General features: G+C 45.9%; 24 protein-coding genes, 1 riboswitch and 1 other annotated feature. Of the genes, 11 read left to right on the top strand and 13 right to left on the bottom strand.

The window, feature by feature from the left end; genetic code table 11:
• The first annotated feature begins 3 nt into the window (after nt 1-3).
• The 3 genes from H6G00_RS09230 to H6G00_RS09220 are packed head-to-tail and all read left to right on the top strand — an operon-like array spanning nt 4 to nt 2,382.
• Nucleotides 4-327 carry a hypothetical protein gene (locus H6G00_RS09230; protein ID WP_190796524.1) on the top strand — a complete coding sequence of 108 codons (324 nt, stop codon included), beginning with the start codon at nt 4-6 and terminating at the stop codon, nt 325-327.
• Complete coding sequence (locus H6G00_RS09225) at nt 324-863, top strand: GIY-YIG nuclease family protein (protein WP_190796523.1); 540 nt, start codon at nt 324-326, stop codon at nt 861-863. The genes H6G00_RS09230 and H6G00_RS09225 overlap by 4 nt, the downstream gene beginning before the upstream one ends.
• Nucleotides 864-891: 28 nt before the next feature.
• Nucleotides 892-2,382, top strand: a complete 1,491-nt coding sequence (locus H6G00_RS09220; RefSeq protein WP_190796522.1) for a serine/threonine-protein kinase — start codon at nt 892-894, stop codon at nt 2,380-2,382.
• A 192-nt stretch (nt 2,383-2,574) separates the two neighbouring features.
• On the opposite strand, the gene rplL is transcribed toward H6G00_RS09220, so the two are convergent.
• From rplL to gloB, 9 genes are all read right to left on the bottom strand, one after another.
• Nucleotides 2,575-2,964, bottom strand: coding sequence for a 50S ribosomal protein L7/L12 (gene rplL / locus H6G00_RS09215; protein ID WP_190641743.1), 390 nt, complete (start codon nt 2,962-2,964; stop codon nt 2,575-2,577).
• Between the two features lie 97 nt (nt 2,965-3,061).
• Nucleotides 3,062-3,607, bottom strand: a complete 546-nt coding sequence (rplJ, locus tag H6G00_RS09210; protein WP_190641744.1) for a 50S ribosomal protein L10 — start codon at nt 3,605-3,607, stop codon at nt 3,062-3,064.
• Between the two features lie 70 nt (nt 3,608-3,677).
• Nucleotides 3,678-3,844 (bottom strand) — a sequence feature (ribosomal protein L10 leader region).
• 82 nt (nt 3,845-3,926) lie between these two features.
• A complete protein-coding gene (gene rplA / locus H6G00_RS09205; protein ID WP_190796521.1) occupies nt 3,927-4,643 on the bottom strand; it encodes a 50S ribosomal protein L1 in 717 nt (238 codons plus the stop codon).
• A gap of 80 nt (nt 4,644-4,723) precedes the next feature.
• Nucleotides 4,724-5,149, bottom strand: coding sequence for a 50S ribosomal protein L11 (gene rplK, locus H6G00_RS09200; RefSeq protein WP_190641746.1), 426 nt, complete (start codon nt 5,147-5,149; stop codon nt 4,724-4,726).
• Between the two features lie 7 nt (nt 5,150-5,156).
• Nucleotides 5,157-5,792 carry a transcription termination/antitermination protein NusG gene (gene nusG, locus H6G00_RS09195; protein WP_190641747.1) on the bottom strand — a complete coding sequence of 212 codons (636 nt, stop codon included), beginning with the start codon at nt 5,790-5,792 and terminating at the stop codon, nt 5,157-5,159.
• Nucleotides 5,792-6,013, bottom strand: coding sequence for a preprotein translocase subunit SecE (secE, locus tag H6G00_RS09190; protein ID WP_190641748.1), 222 nt, complete (start codon nt 6,011-6,013; stop codon nt 5,792-5,794). The genes nusG and secE overlap by 1 nt, the downstream gene beginning before the upstream one ends.
• Nucleotides 6,014-6,149: 136 nt before the next feature.
• Nucleotides 6,150-7,505, bottom strand: coding sequence for a replicative DNA helicase (gene dnaB / locus H6G00_RS09185; protein ID WP_190796520.1), 1,356 nt, complete (start codon nt 7,503-7,505; stop codon nt 6,150-6,152).
• A gap of 37 nt (nt 7,506-7,542) precedes the next feature.
• Nucleotides 7,543-8,001, bottom strand: a complete 459-nt coding sequence (gene rplI / locus H6G00_RS09180) for a 50S ribosomal protein L9 (protein ID WP_190684623.1) — start codon at nt 7,999-8,001, stop codon at nt 7,543-7,545.
• 369 nt (nt 8,002-8,370) lie between these two features.
• Nucleotides 8,371-9,144 carry a hydroxyacylglutathione hydrolase gene (gene gloB, locus H6G00_RS09175; protein ID WP_190796519.1) on the bottom strand — a complete coding sequence of 258 codons (774 nt, stop codon included), beginning with the start codon at nt 9,142-9,144 and terminating at the stop codon, nt 8,371-8,373.
• A 303-nt stretch (nt 9,145-9,447) separates the two neighbouring features.
• On the opposite strand from gloB, the gene H6G00_RS09170 reads away from it, so the two are divergent.
• The 5 genes from H6G00_RS09170 to sipA all read left to right on the top strand — a co-directional run bounded on the left by H6G00_RS09170 (nt 9,448) and on the right by sipA (nt 15,038).
• On the top strand, nt 9,448-9,654 hold the full coding sequence (locus H6G00_RS09170; protein ID WP_190796518.1) for a hypothetical protein: 207 nt from the start codon (nt 9,448-9,450) through the stop codon (nt 9,652-9,654).
• A 438-nt stretch (nt 9,655-10,092) separates the two neighbouring features.
• Nucleotides 10,093-11,274: a glycosyltransferase gene (locus H6G00_RS09165; RefSeq protein WP_190796517.1), complete on the top strand. Its 1,182-nt coding sequence runs from the start codon at nt 10,093-10,095 to the stop codon at nt 11,272-11,274.
• A 143-nt stretch (nt 11,275-11,417) separates the two neighbouring features.
• The gene (locus H6G00_RS09160) at nt 11,418-13,463 is read left to right on the top strand and encodes an ABC transporter ATP-binding protein (protein ID WP_190796516.1); all 2,046 of its coding nucleotides are present in this window, start codon (nt 11,418-11,420) and stop codon (nt 13,461-13,463) included.
• A gap of 39 nt (nt 13,464-13,502) precedes the next feature.
• Nucleotides 13,503-13,665, top strand: a riboswitch (adenosylcobalamin (AdoCbl) riboswitch).
• A gap of 3 nt (nt 13,666-13,668) precedes the next feature.
• The gene (locus H6G00_RS09155; RefSeq protein ID WP_190796515.1) at nt 13,669-14,742 is read left to right on the top strand and encodes a sirohydrochlorin chelatase; all 1,074 of its coding nucleotides are present in this window, start codon (nt 13,669-13,671) and stop codon (nt 14,740-14,742) included.
• 17 nt (nt 14,743-14,759) lie between these two features.
• The gene (gene sipA / locus H6G00_RS09150; protein WP_190796514.1) at nt 14,760-15,038 is read left to right on the top strand and encodes a regulatory protein SipA; all 279 of its coding nucleotides are present in this window, start codon (nt 14,760-14,762) and stop codon (nt 15,036-15,038) included.
• On the opposite strand, the gene H6G00_RS34655 is transcribed toward sipA, so the two are convergent.
• The 4 genes from H6G00_RS34655 to H6G00_RS09135 form a co-directional block, all read right to left on the bottom strand.
• On the bottom strand, nt 15,035-15,229 hold the full coding sequence (locus tag H6G00_RS34655; RefSeq protein WP_199318397.1) for a hypothetical protein: 195 nt from the start codon (nt 15,227-15,229) through the stop codon (nt 15,035-15,037). The genes sipA and H6G00_RS34655 overlap by 4 nt on opposite strands.
• Nucleotides 15,230-15,549: 320 nt before the next feature.
• Nucleotides 15,550-15,885 (bottom strand): hypothetical protein, encoded by a 336-nt coding sequence (locus H6G00_RS34650; RefSeq protein ID WP_199318396.1) that lies wholly within the window; start codon nt 15,883-15,885, stop codon nt 15,550-15,552.
• A gap of 488 nt (nt 15,886-16,373) precedes the next feature.
• Complete coding sequence (locus H6G00_RS09140) at nt 16,374-17,690, bottom strand: pitrilysin family protein (RefSeq protein WP_190796513.1); 1,317 nt, start codon at nt 17,688-17,690, stop codon at nt 16,374-16,376.
• A 121-nt stretch (nt 17,691-17,811) separates the two neighbouring features.
• A complete protein-coding gene (locus tag H6G00_RS09135; protein WP_190796512.1) occupies nt 17,812-19,077 on the bottom strand; it encodes a pitrilysin family protein in 1,266 nt (421 codons plus the stop codon).
• Nucleotides 19,078-19,261: 184 nt separating this feature from the next.
• Between H6G00_RS09135 and H6G00_RS09130 the strand changes: the two genes are divergently transcribed.
• The 3 genes from H6G00_RS09130 to H6G00_RS09120 all read left to right on the top strand — a co-directional run bounded on the left by H6G00_RS09130 (nt 19,262) and on the right by H6G00_RS09120 (nt 23,724).
• Nucleotides 19,262-20,605 carry a class I SAM-dependent methyltransferase gene (locus H6G00_RS09130; protein WP_190796511.1) on the top strand — a complete coding sequence of 448 codons (1,344 nt, stop codon included), beginning with the start codon at nt 19,262-19,264 and terminating at the stop codon, nt 20,603-20,605.
• A gap of 186 nt (nt 20,606-20,791) precedes the next feature.
• Nucleotides 20,792-21,346 carry a type IV pilin-like G/H family protein gene (locus tag H6G00_RS09125; protein ID WP_190796510.1) on the top strand — a complete coding sequence of 185 codons (555 nt, stop codon included), beginning with the start codon at nt 20,792-20,794 and terminating at the stop codon, nt 21,344-21,346.
• Nucleotides 21,347-21,483: 137 nt separating this feature from the next.
• Entirely contained in the window at nt 21,484-23,724 is a 2,241-nt protein-coding gene (locus H6G00_RS09120; protein ID WP_190796509.1) for a tetratricopeptide repeat protein, read from the top strand.
• Nucleotides 23,725-23,733: the final 9 nt, after the last annotated feature.

The following is a 23,733-nucleotide window of genomic DNA, read 5'->3' as shown; positions in this document are numbered from 1 at the left end:
ATTATGGCTCGACTCAAAATTGTGAATCAGTTTGACAGCAGCTTTACGCTTGATCCAGAGGCGAAGGCAGCTTTGTTTGAACTGTTGACTCAGGAGAATTTTTTGGCACAGGTGGGTCAGGCTGTGAAGTGCGATCGCCCCGAATTTACCCAACTGCTATTTCAACCTATCCCTTACACCGAAGCTGCGCCCAAAGGGATGCCCGTTGAATACGAAAAATATCACGAGTCTCCAGACTACGCCATTATCAACGTGCCGCCCAACTTCATGTTTAAGGCAAAAATTTTTCAGCCCAGTCGCCTCTGTGCAATTTATCGAAAAAGATGACTTCCACTCCCAACATTCCATCACTGGACAGCCTGGATTACATTCCTTATATCGACCAGAACGGGCAACTGACCGACCAGTTTGAAGGCAAGGTCGGCGTATATGCCATCTTTGACCAAGAGAAAACTCTGCAATTTATCGGCTATTCCCGTGATGTCTACCTCAGCCTTAAACAGCATTTAGTCCGGCAACCGCAACATTGCTATTGGCTAAAAGTCCAGACGATAGAGCGTCCTAGCCGTACTGTCTTGGAAGAAATCCGAGACGCCTGGATTGCTGAAAACGGTACGTTGCCTTCAGGAAACAGTGCAGATGAGGCTTTATGGAATCAGCCGATTGATGCCAAGCCCACAATGACAGCCGCTGAACAAGCAAGCTATGCGGCAGGTGATGGATTAACTCAAATCAAGCTGCTCAAGCAAGCAGCACGACGGGTAGAAGAGCAACTTTTAGCTGCGCTTGAAGCTCGTGGGGTGCAAATGCAAATCCGGTTTAATCCCAAACTTAAGGAAAGTGGATTACTCGATTTGAAGTGATCGTTGGGTAATTTATACTTCTAGATCCATGACACCAGCGCTCCTGAATAACCGCTATCAAGTCATCCAGACACTAGGGGCTGGTGGCTTTGGCACAACTTTTCTGGCTGAAGACATTCAGATGCCCTCTCGGCGAAAGTGTGTGATCAAACAGCTCAAGCCGATCGCCAATAATCCAGAAATTTACCAGCTTGTGCAGGAGCGGTTTCAGCGAGAAGCAGCAATTTTGGAGGAGTTGGGTGATGGAAATAGCCAAATTCCTCGCCTCTATGCCTATTTTTCAGAAGAAGGTCTTTTCTATCTGATTCAAGAATGGGTTGAAGGCGTAACTCTGAGAGACAAAGTTCAGGCAGAGGGTGTCGTGACGGAGGCGATCGCCCAACAAATTCTGCGCGATATTCTGCCTGTCCTAACTTATGTTCACGATCAGCGCATTGTCCACCGAGACATCAAACCCGACAACATTATTCTTCGCAAACGAGACGGAAAGCCCGTTCTGATTGACTTTGGAGCAGTTCGAGAAACCATGGGAACCGTTGTCAATTCTCAGGGCAACTCGGCTAGCTCGATCGTGATTGGCACACCGGGTTTTATGCCTTCTGAGCAGGCAGCAGGGCGACCGATGTATTCTAGCGACCTGTACAGTCTAGGGTTAACGATGATCTACATGCTGACTGCACGGTTTCCGCAGGAGCTAGATCTCGACCCTCGCACAGGAGACATTACCTGGCGGAAATATGCGGCTCAGGTGAGTTCTCCGTTTGCTGACCTGCTGGACAAGGCAATTCAGTATCACCCACGCGATCGCTTTGCGATGGCTGATGAAATGCTAACTGCGTTGAAGAGCAGTGTGAGTACTCACTCAGGCTCACCTGTGCCACCAACCCTACCGCCCCAAACTTTCCATCAGAACCATCAAGATTTACCTTTGTCTATTGATTCCCCCAGCCCTGTTCCGGCTACCATAATTAGTGCTCAAACGCCTCAAACCATCCATCAGCCTGAGCAGTCAAACGGGAACCCCCTTGCTGCTCGGCTAACTGATTGGTCTGCAAAAGAAGTTCCCCATGAAATTCTGGGTTGGAACTGGGGTGCGTTTATGATGCCTGGACTTTGGTGCCTTAGTAATCAGGTTTGGATCGGGTTGATAGCCTGGACAGGCACTTTTACTGGTGGCATCGGTTGGCTGGTAGCAGCAGGCTTGTTGGGCACAAAAGGCAATGAGTGGGCTTGGAAAAGTCGCAGATGGACCAGTGTAGAAGCATTCAAGGCGCACCAAAAAACCTGGGCGATCGCAGGCTCCGTAGTCTGGGGCAGCATTTTTTCTTTACTGGGAGTGCTGGTCGTCGCTGCAATCATCAATCCCGAAGCATTTGAAACACCAGAAGAGCAAAACGTTCCCAGACCGCTTGGTTCAGGACAACTTTTCTCACCTGTGAGTGCTGAACTTGATACCAGTCGACCTACTGACGGAAATCTTATCGAGATTTTTGGTGGGAGCGATCGCCAATCCAATTAAGAGATCAACAGTCTAATTCAGCGCTCACAGCAATAGGGGCGTAGCATTCAGGCAAAAATCTTTAGATCTATTCCAAGGTCTACCTGCCGAATGCTACGCCCTTACAGATATTCGCTGAATACAAAGTTAAGGGCGTCATTCTCAATGAGAACAACGCCCTTAATTAATGGTCAGGAGATTGTCCTAACAAGCTTACTTGATAGAAACTTTGCCGCCTGCTTCTTCGATCTGCTTCTTAGCGTCTTCCGCTGCTTCTTTAGCGATCGCTTCCTTCACAGGCTTGGGTGCAGCCTCGACTAAATCCTTGGCTTCTTTCAAGCCTAGACCTGTCAAAGTCCGTACCACCTTAAGAATTGCAATCTTCTTATCCGCAGGGACTTCTTCCAAAATTACATCGAATTCGGTCTTTTCTTCGACCTCTTCAGCCGGAGCTGCAGCAGCCGGAGCTGCCATTGCAAAACCACCCATAGGGGCAGCAGCCGTGACACCAAAGGCTTCTTCAATTTGCTTCACTAGATCAGCCGCTTCTAGTAAGGTTAGCGACTTAAGCTTCTCAAGAATCTCATCAGTCGTAGCAGACATAGAATTACTCCAATGTTTAGTTTCTATCTTGGTCTAAAGGTTTAGCTTGAGCTCTTACAGCCTGAATTTTGAAGAATATTCAGAACCTAAAGGATGACTAAGCCGCTTCTTGGTCTTGGTCTTTGTCCTTGTCTGCAACCGCTTGCAAAACGCGAGCCAAAGACGCAGGAACTTCGTTGATACCTGTAGCAAGCTTGGTTGCAACCGCGTTGATCGCACCAGCCACTTGACCCATCAGTTGTTCCTTCGATGGCAGATCTCCGATCGCCTTCACATCGGCTTCGCTGAGGGCGCGTCCCTCCATCACTCCACCACGGATGGTGGTCTTCTTAGAGGCTTTTTGGAAATCCTGGTAAGCTTTAATCGCTCCACCAATATCATCCTTAACCAGCAGGAACGCAGAGGATTCTTTACAGAACTCCGTAATCGGCTCCCAGCTCGCATCACCATCTACAGCGAATCGCATCAACGTATTTTTGGTGACCGTACAGGATGTCCCTGTAGGACGCAGTCGGTTCCGCAAATCCGTGATTTCAGCAACAGACAACCCTTTGTAGTCAATGACGAGCGCCAGTTGAGACTGGCTCAACTCATCTTTGAGTTCGGCTACAATTGCCTGCTTATTCTCCAGTGTTCTACCCATACATCTCTCACCTCCTGAATCGGGTACAAACGACCAAATTTGCTGCCCTTTCCAATTTCCTAGATAAAGCCTTACAAACCAAAAACCCCGGACATTTGACCGGGGCTCTCGCAGCTTTTCGATTTCTGCAACCCTCTCTCTACAAAAAGGTTTCAGAAACCGAAAAACTGGGAAAAACCTCGGCAGGACAATTAAGCTTCTAGCACCTGCTGTCTCTGGCTTTAACTATTCAATTGAAGAATTGGGCAATAAACCTTTGCTTTTCTAAAATAATCAATTCTAGAAGATACGGCCTAGCTTCCAGAATAGCGTGAATTGCCTAAGCCACATCCCCTAATTTTAGATCGCGCAAAGCGTTCACATCAATCTGAATGGATGGTCCCATTGTGGCAGACACATACACAGATCTCCAGTAGCGACCTTTAGCACCAGATGGACGGTTGCGGTCGATCGTCTCTTGCAGCGCTTTTAGGTTGGTTAGCAGGTCTTCTGGTGTAAAGGTGGCTTTGCCAAACATGACATGGACAATTCCAGTGCGGTCGGCGCGGAACTCTAGTTTTCCGGCTTTGAATTCGGCGATCGCTTGCGTCACATCAAACGTTACCGTACCACCCTTTGGAGAAGGCATTAAACCGCGAGGACCTAACAATCTACCCAACTTGGCGACTTGAGGCATCATGTCTGGCGTTGCCACCAGTACGTCAAAATCCATCATGCCCTTCTGGATCTCATCAATCAGTTCCTCAGAGCCAGACAAATCAGCACCAGAATTTGTCGCCTCTGTTACCTTTTCACCTCTAGCAATCACCGCCACCCGAATCGTTTGTCCGGTTCCTTTAGGCAGCGCTACAGTAGTCCGCAATTGCTGGTCGGTGTACTTTGGGTCAATCCCCAAGCGAATGTGGGCCTCAGCCGACTCATGAAACTTAGCAGTCGCCGTCTCCTTGAGCAATGTCAAAGCTTCTAGAGGCTCATAAGGACGATCCTCAACCTTCTTCTGCAGTTCCTGTAATCGACGCGATAACTTCTTCGTCATTCTTTCCATCCCTGGGGTGCTAACGAGCTTAACTCTCCCCCACTAAGGTTTACATTCAACAAGTTCACCTCAGTGAACTTTTATTCCTTAATCGTCACGCCCATGTTCCGAGCAGTGCCTTCGACAATCTTCATTGCCGCCTCAATGTCATTTGCATTCAGGTCAGGCATCTTGGCTTGAGCAATTTCTTGCAATTGTGCTCGGGTTAGAGAACCTACTTTCTTCTTATTGGGCTCACCTGAACCTCGCTCAATTCCCGCTGCCTTACGAATTAACACAGACGCAGGAGGAGTCTTCAGAATGAACGTAAAACTGCGATCTTCGAAGACAGAGATCTCTACGGGAACAACCAAACCCACCTGATCAGCAGTTCGGGCGTTGTATTCCTTACAAAACATCATGATATTGACCCCGTGCTGACCCAGCGCAGGACCAATCGGAGGAGCAGGGTTTGCCTTCCCTGCCGTAATCGCTAACTTAATGACCGCAACAACCTTTTTTGCCATTGACCTGCTAACTCTGTTTTTGAACCTGATTGAATTCCAACTCTACGGGTGTATCTCGACCAAAGATTGAGAGCAAGGCTTTGAGCTTACTACGCTCTGGGCTAACTTCAATCACTTCCCCTTCAAAATCTTTGAAAGGGCCAGACAGCACCAAGATTTTGTCTCCCGCTGCCATGTCAATTTTGACAATTGGTTTTTGCTCTTGAGCCTGCTTAAAGATTCGCTCTACTTCTGAAGCACCTAAAGGCATCGGTTTGACGTGCCCTCTTCCTCTTCCATAGCGGCGCTTCTGTTCAGCCCCAACAAAGTTAATCACATTGGGTGTGTTCTTAACGACCTGCCAGGTATCATCATCCATCACCATACGGATCAAGACATAGCCTGGAAACACTTTTTCCGCCGTTTCCTTTGGCTTGCCGCCTTTCTGCGGTTTCAGAATTGGCGTTTGAGGAATTTCGATCTGGACGATGCGGTTTGCCACATCCAGGGTTTCGATCCGTTGTTCCAGGTTCATCTTTACTCGCTTTTCACAGCCAGAAGCAACCTGAACGGCATACCAACGAGCCGATCGCTCAAGCTCAATGGCACCTTCCTCTTCTTCGGGTGAAAACACGTTGTCTGATTCGTCTGATGCAAAAGTCATTAAAATACCTTTCCAGCAGCCCAACTGAAGAAATTGTCAACAAAGTAAATGAGGCTGGCAGAGAGCGTCACCATAAGGATGACTGCCAAAGATTCGCTGATTAGCTGCTGGCGGCTAGGCCAAACAACTTTATCCAACTCCTCCTTAGTCCCTTGTAAAAAACTATTGACACTAAAGCCAGCAGATGTCTCCTGCGCTTCTGTCTCGTCTTTCTTTGCCACAGTCCTGATTCCCTCTTGGTGCGAGTCGGAATAGCTAAGTCAAAACTGCGAAGCAACCCAAACTGGATGCCGCAGTTCGCTACAAACCACCCAAACAATTAGTCTACTCGAAAACTACAACTTTTGCAGGCTTTGTCTAAGAACGGTTCGGCGCTGCCAAATTCCGAAATCGCGTGAATTGAGGTTCAAATAACAGTTTGACAGTGCCAACCGGCCCATTTCGATGTTTGGTAATAATAATTTCAGCAACTCCCCGATCAGGCGTATCAGGATTGTAGTACTCGTCGCGGTAAAGCATGATGATCAGGTCAGCATCCTGCTCGATCGAGCCACTTTCCCGCAGGTCCGACATCATTGGGCGCTTATTGGTACGGGATTCAACCCCACGACTAAGCTGAGACAGCGCGATGACCGGAACACTTAGCTCACGGGCCAACCCTTTTAACGCGCGTGTGACCCTAGACAACTCCTGCACCCGGTTCTCGCTGCCGCTGCCTTCCATAAGCTGCAAGTAGTCAATCAGAATCAAGCCCAATGCTCCACCTTGCTCCGCCTGAAGCCGTCGAGCTTTTGAGCGCATTTCCGTGACCGAAATGTTAGGCGTATCGTCAATGAACACAGGAAGCTGGGACAAGGCACTGATGGCGTGTCCCAAAGGTTCCCATTCGTTTTGACTAATTCGACCTGCCCGCAGTCTGCCGCTTTCGATTTCTACCTCACTCGAAAGCAGACGATAGACTAGCTGCTCTTTTGACATCTCCAAACTGAAGACGGCTACAGGCATTTTGTGAAAAGCAGCAATATTCCGCGCAATATTGAGAACAAAAGAGGTTTTTCCCATTGAGGGACGACCAGCCGCAATGATTAAATCAGAACGCTGGAACCCCTGAGTCATAGCATCTAGATCGTAAAAACCACATGGAATTCCTGGCAGCACCATGCCAAGGGAGCGGCTTTCAATATCTGAGAAGGTCGAGGTCAGGATGTCGGCAGTTGCAACGAGGCTTTGTTGCGGACGCGACTGGGTAATACCAAAGATCTTTTGCTCTGACTGGTCTAGAACTTTCTCTAGTGGCGTACCAGTTTCGTAGCCTAATTGAGCAACTTCGCCACCGACCTGAATCAATTTGCGTCTCAGGTACTTATCAGTAACCAGTTGAGCATATTGGTCGATATTAACTGCACTAATCGTCCGGTCTACGAGCTGTGCCAGCCTGCTTTGTCCACCAATTTTATCTAGTACGCCGTGATCGTACAGCCAACTCGTAACACTCATCAGATCAGTAGGTCTGCCCTGCCCATGAAGAGCTAGAGCAGACCGATAAATTTCTTGATGGGCGCTGATGTAGAAGGCTTCGGGGCGGAGAAGCTCTGCGACTCGGCCGATCGCCTCTGGATCTAGCAGCACCCCTCCCAGGATTGCCTCCTCTGCATCAATATTTTGAGGCGGTAGGCGATCGCTATAAGCCTGAAAATTAAGCTCTTGAACCATAACGATAACGAACCTGGGAAGGAGAGCAAGTTACAAGTTACTGAGGCGAAACCTGAATTTCAACGACTGCTGTAACTTCAGGATGCAGCTTGATATCTACTTTATAAGAACCAGTTTTGTGAATGTCTGGAACAGTAATTCCACGCCGATCGATCTCTTGACCCGTCGTTTCCTGGATGACTTCCGCTAATTCCCGATCAGTCACGGTGCCAAAAATAGCATCCTTTTCACCGACCTGCTTGAGAATCGTGAAGCGCCCGACCTTTTCCAACGCTGTCTTTTGAGTTTCGGCTTCACTCTTCAATTCTAAAAGCCTTTGCCGCTCTGCCTCGCGTCGCCGCTCTACCTGCTTAAGGATGCCCGGAGTTGTGCGAACTGCAGCTCCAGTGGGGATCAAGTAATTCCGAGCATATCCAGGTGCCACCTCCACGAGGTCGCCAGCCCTACCGAGTTTACTGACATCCTGATTTAGGACTAGTTGAATGCGTTTCGCCATGATCTTTTTTATTTTTAACTTGTGCGTGCCAGTGCGTACCAGGCTGAGAAATTCAGTTGATTAGCGACCAAAAGCCAGAATGCCACTATTACAGACTGTCTAAGAAATTGCTCTGTGCAAATCACTTAGATGCATTCGACAGCAGCCCATCACCTATCGCCCAGAATTTCCTTCAAGCTCATTCCTGAAGAAGTACATCCTGAAAGGAAGCAGCCTTGCGAATTATATCGATTCTAGCCAGACACATTATCCTAACGAAACGAGTGGAGCGATCGCAAGCTACTAGCTCCACTAAAATTCCGCAAAAATTTGCTATAAATCCCTCAAGCCACGCTTCAGCAAGGATAATTAGCCCTCAAGGTTGAGTCTTTAGAACTGATCTTTCATGCCTCTCAATCGAGCAAAGGTTTTTACAGCATCTTGACTCTTCACGGCGGACTGTAAAGCAGGTTGATCCCAGCGCAGGAAGGGATTGGTTAGCTTTTCTACCCCTAACGTAGAGGGAACTGTTGCCTCTGAACGACTACGCATCTTTTCAACCTGCTCAATTCGCTGTCGCAGATCTAGATTTTGTCCATCTACAATCAAAGCAAACTGTAGATTCTTCAGAGTGTACTCGTGAGCACACCAAACACGAGTGTTGTCAGGGAGCGATCGCAACTTCTCAAGGGAATTCAGCATTTGACTCGGTGTTCCCTCAAATAGCCTGCCACAGCCTCCAGAAAACAGCGTATCTCCACAAAATAGCTCCCCAGGGGCTTCTGGTGTCTCGGGTGGGAAATAGTAGGCGATATGCGCTCTCGTGTGTCCAGGAACGAAGAAAATCTCAGCCTGTTGCCCTGCGAAGGAAATGCGATCGCCCTCCTGCAAAAACACCTGCTGCCCAGGAATTCTGCCTCGATCATGCGCTCCTCCATAAACGACAGCATCAGGGAATTGGTTGAGAAGCTGCACATTTCCACCAACGTGATCCTCGTGATGGTGGGTGTTTAGAATAGCCACCAACTCTGACTTCAAATTGTTTAAACAATCCAGTACTGGCTTAGCTTCTGCTGGATCTACCACAGCAGCTATCCGACTATTAGGGTCATGTAGCAAAAACGTGTAGTTGTCCTGCAACATAGCCAGTTGATGAATGTGCATATCTACTCTCCTAGAATCAAAAGCTTTTAAGCCCTACCTCTGAGCTTAGAGATTTTGTGCAAAATCAAGACTCTGAACGGCAGAAAACGCAAAACTCAACTGAACGCTTCTAGTAACTACTACTTTTACTAGTTGATTGAAAAAGTGGCTGCGAAGCTGGCTTGGCTTTCATCAACTCTTCATTAATTTCTCATCGGAGCTTTGCCCAACTGCTAACTGTTTGAAAAGAGAATGATTCTAGACTCACTTAAAAGTCTAGTCAGGGAAAAACTGACTCATCTACTAAATTAGGGCACAAACTCCATGATGTGGACCGTTCAGATTAGATCAAACTTAACCATTAGGCAACTTGTTAACAGCATTACTACATCAGGCAAGATGAGCCGGCAAGATCATCTTCGTCTTACCTCCGCCATCTTGTCAGACAATGAAATCACAGAAGAGGAACGCCGTCAGATTAACCGGGCGTTTGATTACATTCAGACGGGGCGTCTGAAATTGGTTGACTAACAATACTTACAGGATTATGATCCGGTGGGTGCCTAAAATAGGCTTCTGAGTTGAATAAATTCTGAGAAAGAGTGTGATAGCTCCAATCGAGTTTGTCGCCACTCAATCTACAGTCCATCACTTCTATAAGATCAGTTTTTTTTAGAGTCCAAGATTAGCCCTCTAAAAACGGCAAGTGAATGGTCGGATATCAGAAGCAAGCTTGAATTTTACCTTACTTGCAATCTGCTAGTAGTCAACAGTTCTAAGAGAGGAAGAGTCCTTGCGCTAGCGACAATAGACTCACGTAAGCATCAGCTTTACGTATTGAACTTGGACTTGGAGAAACTAGCTATTTTACGACCCATTCTTCAGCTTCAAGGAATTCATACAGGCTGTTCTTTACTTAAATAGCTATCTCATTCAATCCGAATCTAAGAGTAGTGAATTCTCAACGTAATGAAGCAGTCGAAAGTTTCACTGGTTGTTAGTGACTTATCTCAAAGTGGAGCCGGTAGATGGGGTGGAGCTGTTCGCACTTTTCTACTGGCTCAAGCCCTCCAAAAACTTGGATATGAGGTCGAGATTGTAGGCTTCGTTTTTGGAGATGTCTCCGACACTGTTGTTTCCACTGAGTTTTCAATTACTACGGTCTGTGGCAAAAACTATCCTGGATTTGTCACTTCAATGGAACAAGTTTTATCAAAAATCAGTGGAGATATCGTTTACGCTATCAAACCAAAGCCAACTAGTTTTGGTACAGCCTTGCTAAAAAAGTTACGCTCTCGCTGCCCAGTTATTCTTGATATCGATGACTGGGAGTTGAGCTGGTACGGGGGTGAACAGTGGAGATATCGACCACAACCAAAACAATTTTTTAGGGACATCCTCAAATCTGATGGGGCACTCAGACAACCCGATCATCCCCTCTACTTGAAGTGGATAGAAAACTTTGTCAACTATGCAGATGCTGTGACCATCCACACTCAGTTCCTTCAAAAGCGCTTTGGCGGTACATACGTTCCTAACGGGAAAGATACTTCACTATTTGACCCTCAACAGCACAACCCCGAAAACAGCCGAATTCGCTTAAATCTTGCAGACTATCGTGTCTTGATGTTTCCTGGGGCACCTCGTCCATACAAAGGACTTGAAGATGTCTTGATGGCACTTGATTACTTGAATGAGCCAGACTTAAGGCTAGTTATTGTAGGCGGTAGTCCCTATGATGACTACGATGATAAGCTGATCCAAAAATGGGGACGTTGGATTATTAAATTACCTAAGATTCCTCACCAAGCAATGCCTGAAGTAATTGCTGCAGCTCATGTTGTGGTTGTTCCACAACGTGACACACCTGCGGCTCAGGCTCAATTTCCACTGAAGTTAACGGATGGAATGGCAATGGCAAAACCCGTACTAGCTACTCGAGTTGGGGACATTGCTGAAATTCTAGGAGGCACGGGCTATCTAGTTGAACCTGACTCTCCCAAGCAGATTGCTGAGCAGATTCAGTACATTTTCCAAAATATGGAGGAGGCAAACAATCGAGGACACCAAGCAAGAGCAAGATGCGTAGAACATTACAGTATTGATTCAATGTCCACCATACTCTCAGATGTCATTAAATCTATAGGTTAATAAAGGTATCGGCCCATATTTTACTCTGGCAAATTAATACTTAGTTAGCATGAAAAGTTTAGAAGCTGATGAATTAGAAAGTGTTAATTTTAGGAATTGTAGTAATCAGGTTACGAAGTGTTTGTTCGACAGGAAGTGTGTAAATGTCCTCCCATAAATTGCTCCTGAAATTTGCAAAGCGGCACCCTGGCTGGATCATCATAAGTATAGCGTTAGGTTTCTCCGGCGCGCTTTTTAATGGAATTAGTACCATTTTAATCGTGCCGATTCTGCTGAATTTCTTGGGCTTAAACCTCCCTGAAGAGGAATTAACTGGAGGAGGCTCTCCTGGGCTTGTTGAGGGGCTTCTAGCGCCATTTAATAACCTTCCAGAAGAATCTCGTATATACGCTATGACCGGGGCTATTCTGCTAACTCTTCTCTTAAAGAACTTAGCAAGCTATTTGAGTACGTTATCAAACGGTCACCTATCAAGACTATTAACCAATAGCTTAAGAAGAGAAGGATTACGAATACTTTTAGAGGTCAACTTAGATTTTTATGCTCAAATGAGAATTGGGGATTTGATTAATCGTATAGGACAAGAGATTAATCGAACGGCTCAATCTATTAAGATTTCAATTAATATTTTAACAATCGTATTAACAATTCTAGTTTTCATCGGATTGCTAATACGGATATCCTGGCAACTTACTTTAGCCTCAACTGGTTTGTTGCTTCTAGTCGGTCTGGCAAATCAATTTTCTATTGTTCGTGCCAAGTTTTTTGGAAAAGCACTGGCACAGAATTCAAGAGATTACTCCAACGCACTGCTAGATGTCTTAACTGGCATCAGGTTAATTAAAGCCACTTCCAATGAAGAGCAAGAATATCAAAGAGTAGAGCATCTAATTCTTGAAAGAGAGAGAGCTGAGTTTAAATCTCAAGCAAACAATGCTGCTGTTCCACCCATCAATGAAATGAGTGGAATTGTAGCTGTACTCTCCATTGTCTTATTAAGTCGTGTTTTTTTTGCAGAGCAAGTTGGCTCTTTCTCGGTTTACACGATGTCAACTTATCTTTTTGTTTTATTTCGGTTAATGCCGATTATTGGACAATTAAATGGTGCTCGTAATTCTTATGCAAACGCAATTGCTAGTGTCGATCTAGTTGATGATTTTTTAAGGCGTGACAATAAAAACTTTATTATTAATGGAGTCATCCCTTATTCACATTTAATGAAGGGAATAAGTTTTGAGAATGTTTCGTTCAAATATCCTGAACATGAAAATTTAGTTCTTAATGGTATTAACCTTTGGATTCCTAAGGGAACAACTCTCGCCTTAGTTGGTGCGTCAGGTGCTGGTAAATCAACTGTCGCAGATCTACTGCCGAGGTTTTACGATACAGTTGAAGGCTCTATTAAAATAGATGGTACAGACATAAGAGATTATGATGTCCGCACACTAAGAAGGGCGATGGGCATTGTCAGCCAAGATACTTTTCTCTTTAATGATTCTGTTCGTAACAATATTGCTTACGCGCGATCAAACGTGACAGAAGATGAAATTATTGAGGCTGCCAAGCGGGCAAATGCTTATGAATTTATTTTGCGCCTACCTCAAGGCTTAGATACTCAGCTTGGCGATCGTGGCGTACTACTCTCAGGTGGGCAACGCCAGCGACTTGCGATCGCTAGAGCTCTACTTCAAAACCCAGAGATCTTGATTTTAGATGAAGCAACAAGCGCGTTGGATTCAGTTTCAGAGCGTTTAGTTCAAGAAGCAATCGATGATTTAAGTCGCGATCGCACAACCCTAGTCATCGCTCACCGCCTCTCTACAGTTCGTAAGGCAGATCAAATTGCGGTGATGGAGAAGGGGCAAGTTGTGGAATTGGGCAATCACGAAGAATTGATGCAGACAAGCGGTTATTACGCGAGGCTCTGTGCCATGCAGTTTGCCGAGAAATCTCAAATGTCAGGGCTCTCTGATCGAAAAGCGATCGCCAAAACATCCTACGAAATTCGGACCCGCTTAAACACGATGATCGGTTCTCTAAGGCTACTGGTTGACGGCATGTTAGATACTCCGGAAGAAGAAACCGAATTGACCGAAGAAGCGTATTACTCAGCTCTCAACCTTCTGAAGAGCTTAGAATCCTTCGAGACAGGGATTCAAAGCCCAGAAGAGCTTGAAGTCGCCCGATAAATATAAACAAATGTCGGCACTTGGGATAAGATGACGAGGCACACGTGAAACAGCAACCTGATTGGGAAAGTCCGGTGCGAGTCCGGCGCTGTGCCGCAACTGTAAACTAAAGGATGAAAAGCACTTTTATTCTTTAGAAGCCAGAACGCCAATCCGCTGCTTATTCACTCTATTTCCTGCGCTGCACAGGAAAGGGAGTTTAACGATGACTATTTCGACAGACAACACTCTGTCTCCAACAAGCGCTGCAAATTCTAAAATAGGCACACCCTTCGATGCCGATGTGAACCTTGATCAGTCAATCGTGCTGCCTCCGTTACCCCTCAACCGCCCACTATTACTAGTTGGACATGGCAGTCGCGATGCAGATGGAAGGAAAAGCCTATTGGATTTTGCCACTGCTTATCAAGCGCTTGATGTTTCTCGACCAGTCTTTCCTTGTTTCCTGGAACTCACTGAACCCTCGATTCAACAAAGCTTAGACCAATGCGTGGAGCAGGGCTATACCGATCTTTCGGTGCTGCCTGTGCTGCTGTTTGCAGCTCGACACAACAAATTTGACGTTACCAACGAACTGGATCGCGCTCGACAGCGGCATCCTCAACTCAACTTTCATTACGGTCGCCATTTTGGGATTACCCCTGGAATTTTAGAGCTATGGCGATCGCGTCTAGAGCAGCTTGATCAACCCGACCAAAACCCCCAAGAAATCTCTCGCGCTGATACAGTGTTGCTGTTTGTAGGACGTGGCTCCAGCGATCCTGATGCAAATGGCGATGTTGCGAAACTAGCGCGAATAGTGTGGGAGGGGAGCGGATACCAAACGGTTGAGACCTGTTTTATTGGAATTACTCACCCCCGCTTAGAAGAAGGTTTTCGCCGTGCGCTGCTGTATCAACCTAAGCGAATTATTGTGCTGCCTTATTTTCTGTTTACTGGTTTATTAGTCAAAAAGATCTTTGACACCACCATACAGCAGCAAGAGCAGCATCCTGAAGTTTCGATGGTTTGTCTACCAGAAATGGGGTTGCATCCTCAGTTATTTTCGGTATTGAGAGAACGAGAAATCGAAACTCAGTTAGGGCAAGTACAGATGAACTGCGAAATGTGCAAGTTTCGGCTAGCTGCGACCGCCCAAATGGGAGAACATGAGCTACCTCATCAGCATGGGCATGATCACCATCACCATCACGGTCATGAGCATGGACATAGTCACCCAGATGTAGATCCTTACGCCAACCCAGAGCAGTATCATCAAAGGATTTGGCAAGCCCCTTAGAATTGCGTCTGAATATTATGTCTGAATCCCAAGAATTTACAGTGGGCGATCGCGTTCGAGTGGTTGCCCTTCCGCCTTACGTTAAAACTGCTGAACCCATGCCGATGCTGCGTCCTCCCAACGTCATTAGCCTAGGTGAAGAAGGAATTGTTATTAATCGGCGTCCTGGAGGGTTTTGGAGCGTTCGCTTTTCCCAAGGAATGTTTTTAATGGATACCCAGTATCTTGAATTAGCGTCTGCTTCGTCTAATTCCTCCACTCCAGACGAACACATTCTTGAGCGTCCTTCAGATTAAAGCCAGGATTTAAGAATCAGGTCATAATGTCCACCCTGCTCCGGTGGATACCAACCTGACTCAATTTTCTGGATGATATCAGGTAGGGCTTTGATAAATTTGGGCTTACGGTCGATAGGATGAAGTGTCCACGCTTTAGGAGAGCCGAGTACAGCACGAACGTATTCTGTCTCTTCTAAACGGCGTGACACCATGACCTCCCAAGAACCTAGTGCTCCCTTTGTTAAAGATATAATTTACAAACGTTTGAATATCTGTTGGCAAGCTATTCATAAATTTGCACTTGTAAGTCTTCCATAGAACTTTTAGCGGAAGAAGCTGGTCAAAGCGATTGCGACTAATTAAGTAGGCTCGACTACTAAAGAATTTGACTTGATAAAAGTCATTAGGATCTGAGCTGAAGGGCACTCTTTAGTAAAGGGAGCCATCTTTTGCAGGCGGACCAGTCAAAGGTCTAACTCTACAACTTGCGGATTTTTTGCAGCAGTTTAATACCTTCTTCAATCCAGTTTTAATAAGGTTCTTGATGAAACAGCATATCATTGTCTATACGAAGCAAATAATCACTTTCAACTACTTCAATAGCAAAAAGAGAACCTAAGATTGGATAGCCTTTGTAGTTATGAGTCTGCCTAATTTGCCGACCAAAATGCTTTTGATAAACTTTTCTATGAAGGTTTTCTGAATAATCAATGTCAACAACTTTATCAACAACATCTGAATCTAACAGTTGATTACAATAGTTGCATAATTGCTCCATTGTGCCAAGTTCTGAACGATTTACTTTGTCACCCGATAAGGGCGCAGTATCAACCGCTAGCAACCGTTGGTAAACGGGAAATTGCATACTCTTAATTGATGTGGAATAGTATGCATCATAAACGGAACATCAGTCCGAGCGACCATGATTGATAGTGAACAGTTGGAAGATGTCATTACACTTTTCTCAACTTTCAAAGTATTAGGTTTAGATTTTGCAAACCAATAAGCTGTAGAAGTCCCTAAGGTAATGTTCCGAACTTTAGGTTTTTCAATTGCTGTAGCTTTTGACTGTCATACGGATGGCTTTAGTTAGCACTCACACCAGTTCAGAATGTGAGTTGTAAAGGGAGATTCAAACTAAGTTGCGAATTTAAAGGAATCCCTTAAAGTTAGCTGTTTGGTATTTTGCATCAGATACCCGAAAAAGCCTGGATATCCAACTTATCCCCATGTTTGGGTTGTTAAAAAACACGCCTACAAGTATAAAACCCGCTTTCGCGGGTTTCTAAACCTTGATAAATTGCAGAGTTCATTAGGCAGACCTGGCTATTAAGCGCGATGTCGAATCTATGCTCAGGAAGCAGCGGGAGTTGCAACTTGATCAATGGCGATCGCCGGACCCACCAGCGAGACATAAGGTTCAGCAAAATGTTGACGGGCTACCGCTTGCAACGTTTCAGCCGCAACGTTAGCTGCTTCAATCTGAAACTGCTGATCAAACTCAATGCCCAAGCCCAGGATCTCGTACCAGCCAAATATTTGAGCAATTTGGGCATTGGTCTGTTTACCTAAGGCATATTGACCGAGCAGTTTGTTCTTAGCTGACTGCAACTCTTCTGGAGTCAGCTGGGTAGTGCAAAGTCGCTCAACTTCCTGGCGCAAACCATCTAAGGCGATCGCCGCATTGTCAGGAGCTGTACCCATATACACAACAAACTGAGATGCATCCAGTCGAGTAGGGTAGAAGGCAGATACCTCGTAGGCTAGACCTCGCTTTTCACGCAATTCCACAAATAGTCGGCTGGACAACCCATTACCTAAGTAAGTGTTCAGCAACTTTAAAGCGACATACTCAGGACTATGCACGGCAGCAGCAAGATAGCCCAGCATGACAATCGCTTGCTGCGTATCTTGAGTAGAGATAACTTGTTTAGGATGGGAAGTAATGGCAGGTAACATTAGAGCCGGAAGCAGAATTTTTCCTTCGGGCGTTGTAGGTACCTGCCAATCGCCAAATATTTGATCTACTAGAGCGATCGCATCTTCGGGTGCAATTCGCCCAGCAATGCTGACTACAAAATTATCAGGACGGAAATAGGTTTGGTGATACCGCTGCAAATCTTCTCGGCTGAGCTGGGCAACAGTTTCTTCAGTTCCCAGGCTAGGCAGCGCATAAGGATGCTGCTGATACATCGCCTGCCGCAGTTGCTTTTGGGCGATTGAGAAAGGCTGCTCTTGCATCGAACGGATGCCCTGTAGGGTGAGACGGCGCTCAAGTTCGACTTCAGCTTCAGGCAGGCTGGGCGATCGCAGCAGTTGAGCCGCCAGTTCTAGCATTTCAGCAAAGTCAGCTGAGACGGTTTTGAGGCTAAGCAGGCAATAATCTGCAGTAGCATCTGCCCCCAACCCTGCACCAACTGACTCAACCCGTTCAGCGATTTCCAGTGAGGAAAGATTGCCTGTCCCTTTCGTTAAAACTGATGTTAGCAGATGGGATAGTCCTGCTTGCTCCAGTGGTTCATAGCGACCGCCAGCCCGGACAAAAATGCGGGCAGAGACAATATCGGCAGCCGAGTTTCCTACTGCTAGCACAACCAGCCCATTGTCCAGGACAGCACGGTGAACCTGGCGATTTTCTAGCAGTTGGGCAGCACTCAAATTTACAGACATGAATATCCTCAAACAGGGTTAAATAAATCTAACGGTGGTGCAAGTGACAGAGAAATGGGACAATAAACCCGACTGACGTACGAGCAACAGCTTACTCTACGTCGGGATTTACTAGAGATGGCTACAGCGGCTTGAGTATCGTTGCGGCGTAGTGATAAGGCGAAAGGTATTGATTAGCAAGCTGCTGCAACTCTTCAACCTGAAGGGTTTGAATCTGATTGGGGTAATTCACTGCAATTTCCGCTTGGGCAATGGTGTTGTAGTACCCATACAGCCCTGCTAACTGAATTGCTGTCTCAGTCGAGAAGGCATAATCGTTACACAGCAGCCGTTTGTACCGAATCAATTCAGCCTCAGAAATGGGAGTGGTGGTTAGCTCAGAGAGGCGATCGCCAATCAGCGCTTCTACTCGATCGACATCTTCCGGCGCTAACCAGGCGCTAATCGTAAATAAGCTGGAATCCCGCTGGAGCGAAAATTCACTACCGATCGCTTGCACCAACTGCCGCTCTTCACGCAATTCTCTAACTAACCGAGAAGACCTGCTGCCAGCCAGCAAAACTGAGAGCAAATCTAGCCCATATGCATCTCGCAACTGATCCACGCCGGGACCAATCCATGCCATCATCAGCCTCGCTTGCTCTAGCCGGGGCAGATACAGCTCTTGTCGGCGAATTTCAGTAATCGGCGGCTCTGCGTCAGCGATCGCGACGGGACACTCTGGTCGTGCTGGAAACTGACTAAATGCCTGATGCACCAAATCTAAGGTTTGCGACTGAGTGACATTACCCACTACCACTACCGTCATATTTTCAGGCTGATAGTGAGCACGATGAAAACAGCGCATCTCCTGGGGCGATCGCTGCATCAATCCCGCCTCATCTCCTAGCACTGGACGACCGTAAGGATGCGACTGATAGACACTCTCAATCAAGGATTGGAATGCTAACCAGTCAGGATCATCATTCGCCTGACGGATTTCCTCTAAAACAACGTCTCGCTCCCGCACAAACTCATCTTCAGGAATCGCCGCATTTAGCAACAGGTCTGCCAAGCAGGGTAGCGTTTCCTCCAAGTGAGGCGCGGTTGTGTTAATGAAATAATGAGCGTAATCGTGACTGGTAGCTGCATTTGTCATCCCGCCACGATCTTCAATCACTTGATCAAACTGTCCTGGCAGCAGGCGATCGGTGCCCTTAAACACCATGTGTTCGAGGAAATGCGCCATCCCAGTCCAGGGTTCTGGCTCAGCGATCGCCCCCGCCCTCACCCACACATCAACCGCAACCACCGATGTCGTGGGAATATTTTGATAAATCACCGTCAAGCCATTGTCCAACCTGGAGAGATGCGCTGGAAAATGCGGCGGAACGCTGTTAGTTGTCAATAGTGCAGACCAGTCCTCTCAACTCAAATCCTGACTAAAAGTGTAGTATTTGACCTATCCTAGCGTTTTCTCTCGACTCTTTTAGAGTAAAAGGTGTTAATGATTGCTCTTAGACATGGGCACGTTAGACACAGACTTTTTGGTCTGACCGCTTCTTTTCACCCAAAGCTCAGAGATAGCTGTTATGAATACCCAAAGCACAGAATCACTCGAAAAAATTCGCCAGCAGTTTGAAAGCAGCCCTTATCCTAGAGTTCCGCTCGATAAATCTCCAAAGGACACCAAAGACTTCAGCCAGCTCTACTTTCATAATTTGACGACACCCTACTATCTGCGTAATCGTCAGCTTATAGGTACTGAAGATAAGGTCATCTTGGACGCAGGTTGCGGCAGTGGTTATAAAAGCCTGATCCTAGCAGTCGCAAATCCAGGTGCGCGGATTGTGGGAATTGATCTATCTGAACAGTCGGTCAAGCTCTCCCACGAACGCTTGAAGCATCATGGATTTGAGGAAAGGGCTGAATTTCACACGCTTTTAATCGAAGACCTACCCCAACTTGGGCTAGAGTTTGACTACATTAACTGTGACGAAGTTCTCTATCTTTTACCTGATCCTATAGCAGGTTTGAAGAGCTTTAAGTCTGTACTTAAACCGGAAGGAATTATTCGAGCTAATCTACACAACTCTCTCCAGCGGCAAACCTATTTCCAAGCGCAAGAGGCCTTCAAGGTTATGGGGCTTACAGAAGATAATCCTGGCGATCTAGAAGTTGGCTTGGTCGTGGAAACAATGAAGGCGCTAAGGGATGGCACCGAACTTAAAGCTAAAGGATGGAGACCTGCTTACGAGAGCAAGGAAAATGAAGAGACAGTCTTGATGAATCATCTGCTTCAAGGCGACAAAGGCTACAGCATTCCTGACATGTTTAGTGCGTTGCGGGCATCTGAACTGGAGTTCATTGACATGGTGAACTGGCGACATTGGGAGTTAACCGACTTGTTTAAAGAACCCGATAATCTGCCCATGTTTTTAGCGCTCAGTCTGCCAGGAGCATCCGTCGAAGAACGGTTACATCTATTTAACCTCTTGCATCCAGTCCACCGCTTAATCGACTTTTGGTGTGGGCATCCTAATCGAGAAGCTGTCTCCAAACCAATTGACGATTGGGAGCAGAGCAATTGGCAGAATGCCCAAGTGCATTTGCATCCCAACTTGAGACATCCTCAAGTCAAAGAAAAATTGTTTGAATGCCTCGAGAAGCAAGAACCGTTTGAAATCAGCCAGTACATTCCGATCGCAGCACTAAACCCCGTGGTGCTAGAAAGTAATATTGCTGCCTGCTGTCTGCTACCGCTTTGGGATAATCCACAACCTGCAACAGCTATGGTTGATCGCTGGCTCAAAGTGCAGCCTTACGACCCTGTAACGATGGAAGCCAAAAGCGAGTCAGATGCTTTCAGTCAAGTCCAGAAGCTATTGAGTAAGTTGGAAGTTTTTCTCTACGTGCTGATTGAGCAAATTTCCTAATTGAGAGTTGTTCATCCGTGATACGGCATGGAGATATTCGTCAGATATCTGGGGAAGAAGAGCAAAACAACAATTAGGTTATGAGAAAAATTTATTGTCAGGGGTGATATGAAACTGACGCAACCTGGGCAAGTTATGAGCAGGAGTTAGACATCCATCATTCCGCAACTCAAGGAGAAGCATTTCATGAAAACTGAATTCAAGGCTAAATTTTTGCAATACCTGCTTCAAAAGAAGAACGACGACAAAGGCTTTACCCTGATTGAACTGCTCGTTGTAATCATCATTATCGGTATTCTTGCTGCTATTGCCCTCCCCTCTTTTCTTAACCAGGCAAACAAGGCTCGTGAGTCTGAAGCTAAGACTTACGTAGGTTCAATGAACCGGGGACAGCAAGCTTACTTTCTAGAGAAAGGTTATTTTGCAGGACCAGGTGCAGTGAAAATTGGCGAATTGGGTCTAGGCATTAAAACTCAAACTGAAAACTATAACTATCAGATTGCAGGTGGTGGAGAGCCCAGCACAACAGTAACCAATCAAGCACAACCGAAGGTAAAGACTGCTCCTATCAAGGCTTTTGTAGGTGGAGTAGCTCTTGACACTGTTCAAGCAACCAGCGAAGCAACCACTGTCGCTTTGCTTTGCCAGGGTGAATTAGCAGTTGGGGTAGGTGGTCCAGATGGTACACAACCCGTGGACGCGAAGACGGCATGTCCCGCTAAGTACACGCCTATCGACTAGAGTAGAAACTCTTACATTTTATATAGTCCAAGCTAATTGAGGACTATAGCGAGGTGGTGTAGCCAAACTACGCCACCTTATTTTGTTTAATGTTCCTATGTTGTTCTATAAATTCAGGGAGTTCAGAATAATCTGCTATGTCAGAGCAAAGCTTATCTACGAATAAACCTGATTGGCAACAGCAGGCTAAACAGTACTGGATACAGGGGGACTACAGTCGAGCCGCAGAACTATACGAGCGCGCAATCCAAATTGCTCCTGAAACTAAATCTTACTACTGGAACTTGGGTCTACTGTTATTGCTTACCGGGCAAGAGGCTGAGGCACAAATGACTTGGCTTTTAGGTGTAGCGGAGGGTAATCAAAAACAAACTGACCAATGGACAGCAGAATTATTAGAGGTTTTACAAGCTGAGGCAAAGCGGCAAGAACGTTTAGAAGCCAACCCGATGGCTTGGGCGATCCGTCAACACATCCGTGAGATTGCTCCTCACGACCCCAATAACTTGCTTGAAATTATTCAACTTGCAATTAAGCTCAAAATGTTTACGGGCGAAGAGCTACAAGACTTGGAAGTGATTCAGGTGCTTCAAGTTGGTTCTGATATCGAGGTTGATTCAAACTTGCTGCTGAGTACCGTCGAACTAGTTTTAAGACATGCAACTTTTGCGCCACTACTAGTTGAGTTTGTAGAAGTTTGTTCTTTTCATACCTGTCAGCCAAAAGACTTCCTTGATATAGTTATGTTGGCATCGCTAAGAATTGCCTACACTGACAGACAGCCCACGTTAGCGTCTCGCTTGGCAGAAATTTGTCTACGCTTGGATGATAAAAATTCAGAAGTTCTAAAAGGGCTAGCACCGTTCTATCAAAACGCTAGACAGTATGAGAAGGGGATAGAAGTAGCAAAATTAGCCTACTCTTTGGCAGTTGATTTACCAGACCAAATATATTGTAATTTTCTCCTACTACGGGGACTTATGAGTGCTGGTGGTTACTGGGACGAGGCAGTAGAAGCATTCAAACGGCAAGAGCACTTGCATAAATCACTCATTCAGGAAAATCCTACTTCTCTCGGTCATGTTGCTGTACTGCGATTGTTTACACCAGTTTTCTTTCAACCCTACTTCAGAGATGATTCAAAGAATAACCGCTTAATTCAGAATGAGATTGTTCGAATTTGTCAGAATAATCTTCAAATCCAAAATGCTCAGCTTGTTCAGAAATATAAGCAGAGGCTAATTTTTCAAGCAAAAGATAAACCCCCTTCAAAGATTCTCAAGATTGGCTATTTATCTCACTGTTTTAGAAGACATTCTGTAGGTTGGTTATCTCGCTGGTTGCTCAAACACCATAACCACGAGCAGTTTGAAATTCACGGGTATTTTATCAGTTATTCTGAGAACACTTTCGATCCACTTCGAGATTGGTTCGTTGAGAACGTAGATTACGCACATAAGCTAGATGTTCATAACGCTGCCGATATTGCAGAGCAAATTTACCAGGATGAAATTGACATCTTGGTTGACTTGGATAGCGTTACTCTAGATACAACTTGTGAAGTAATGGCGCTTAAACCTGCTCCTATTCAAGTAACTTGGCTCGGTTGGGACGCATCAGGTTTACCTGCTGTCGATTACTTTATTGCAGATCCTTATGTTTTACCTAATTCTGCTCAAGAGTACTATCATGAGAAGATTTGGCGATTACCTCAAACCTATGTGGCAGTGGATGGATTTGAAATAGGTATTCCATCGTTACGTCGAGAGCAATTAAATATTCCTGATGATGCAGTTATATTTCTTAGCTCTCAGAAGGGATATAAGCGCCATCCAGAAGCGGTTAGGTTGCAAATGAAGGTGATAAAAGAAGTTGAAAACAGCTACTTCTTAATTAAAGGCTCTGCTAATCAAGACTCTATCAAAAGTTTCTTCCAAAAAATTGCTGTAGAAGAAGGAGTTGAGAACGATCGCCTTCGATTTATCCTAGATGATGATTCGGAGGAGATTCACAGAGCTAACTTAACGATCGCTGATGTTGTGTTAGACACTTACCCCTATAACGGAGCTACGACAACATTAGAAACATTATGGATGGGTATCCCATTAGTTACTCGTGTAGGGGAGCAGTTTTCTGCTCGAAACAGCTATACCATGCTGATGAATGTAGGGGTGACAGAAGGAATTGCCTGGACAGATGAAGAGTACGTAGGCTGGGGAATTCGTCTAGGGCGAGATGAAGCTCTGCGACAACAGGTGTCTTGGAAACTGTGGCAATCGCGTCAAACTGCCCCATTATGGAATGCAAAGCAATTTACCCGTGAGATGGAAAACGCTTATCAACAAATGTGGAGTAATTTTGTTCGTTCTAGTTCATAAGATGCAAAT

The sequence above is a fragment of the Leptolyngbya sp. FACHB-541 genome (assembly GCF_014695875.1).
In the GTDB taxonomy this organism is placed as follows: Bacteria; Cyanobacteriota; Cyanobacteriia; order Elainellales; family Elainellaceae; genus JAAUTN01.
This window is presented reverse-complemented; position numbering and strand designations above follow the sequence as displayed.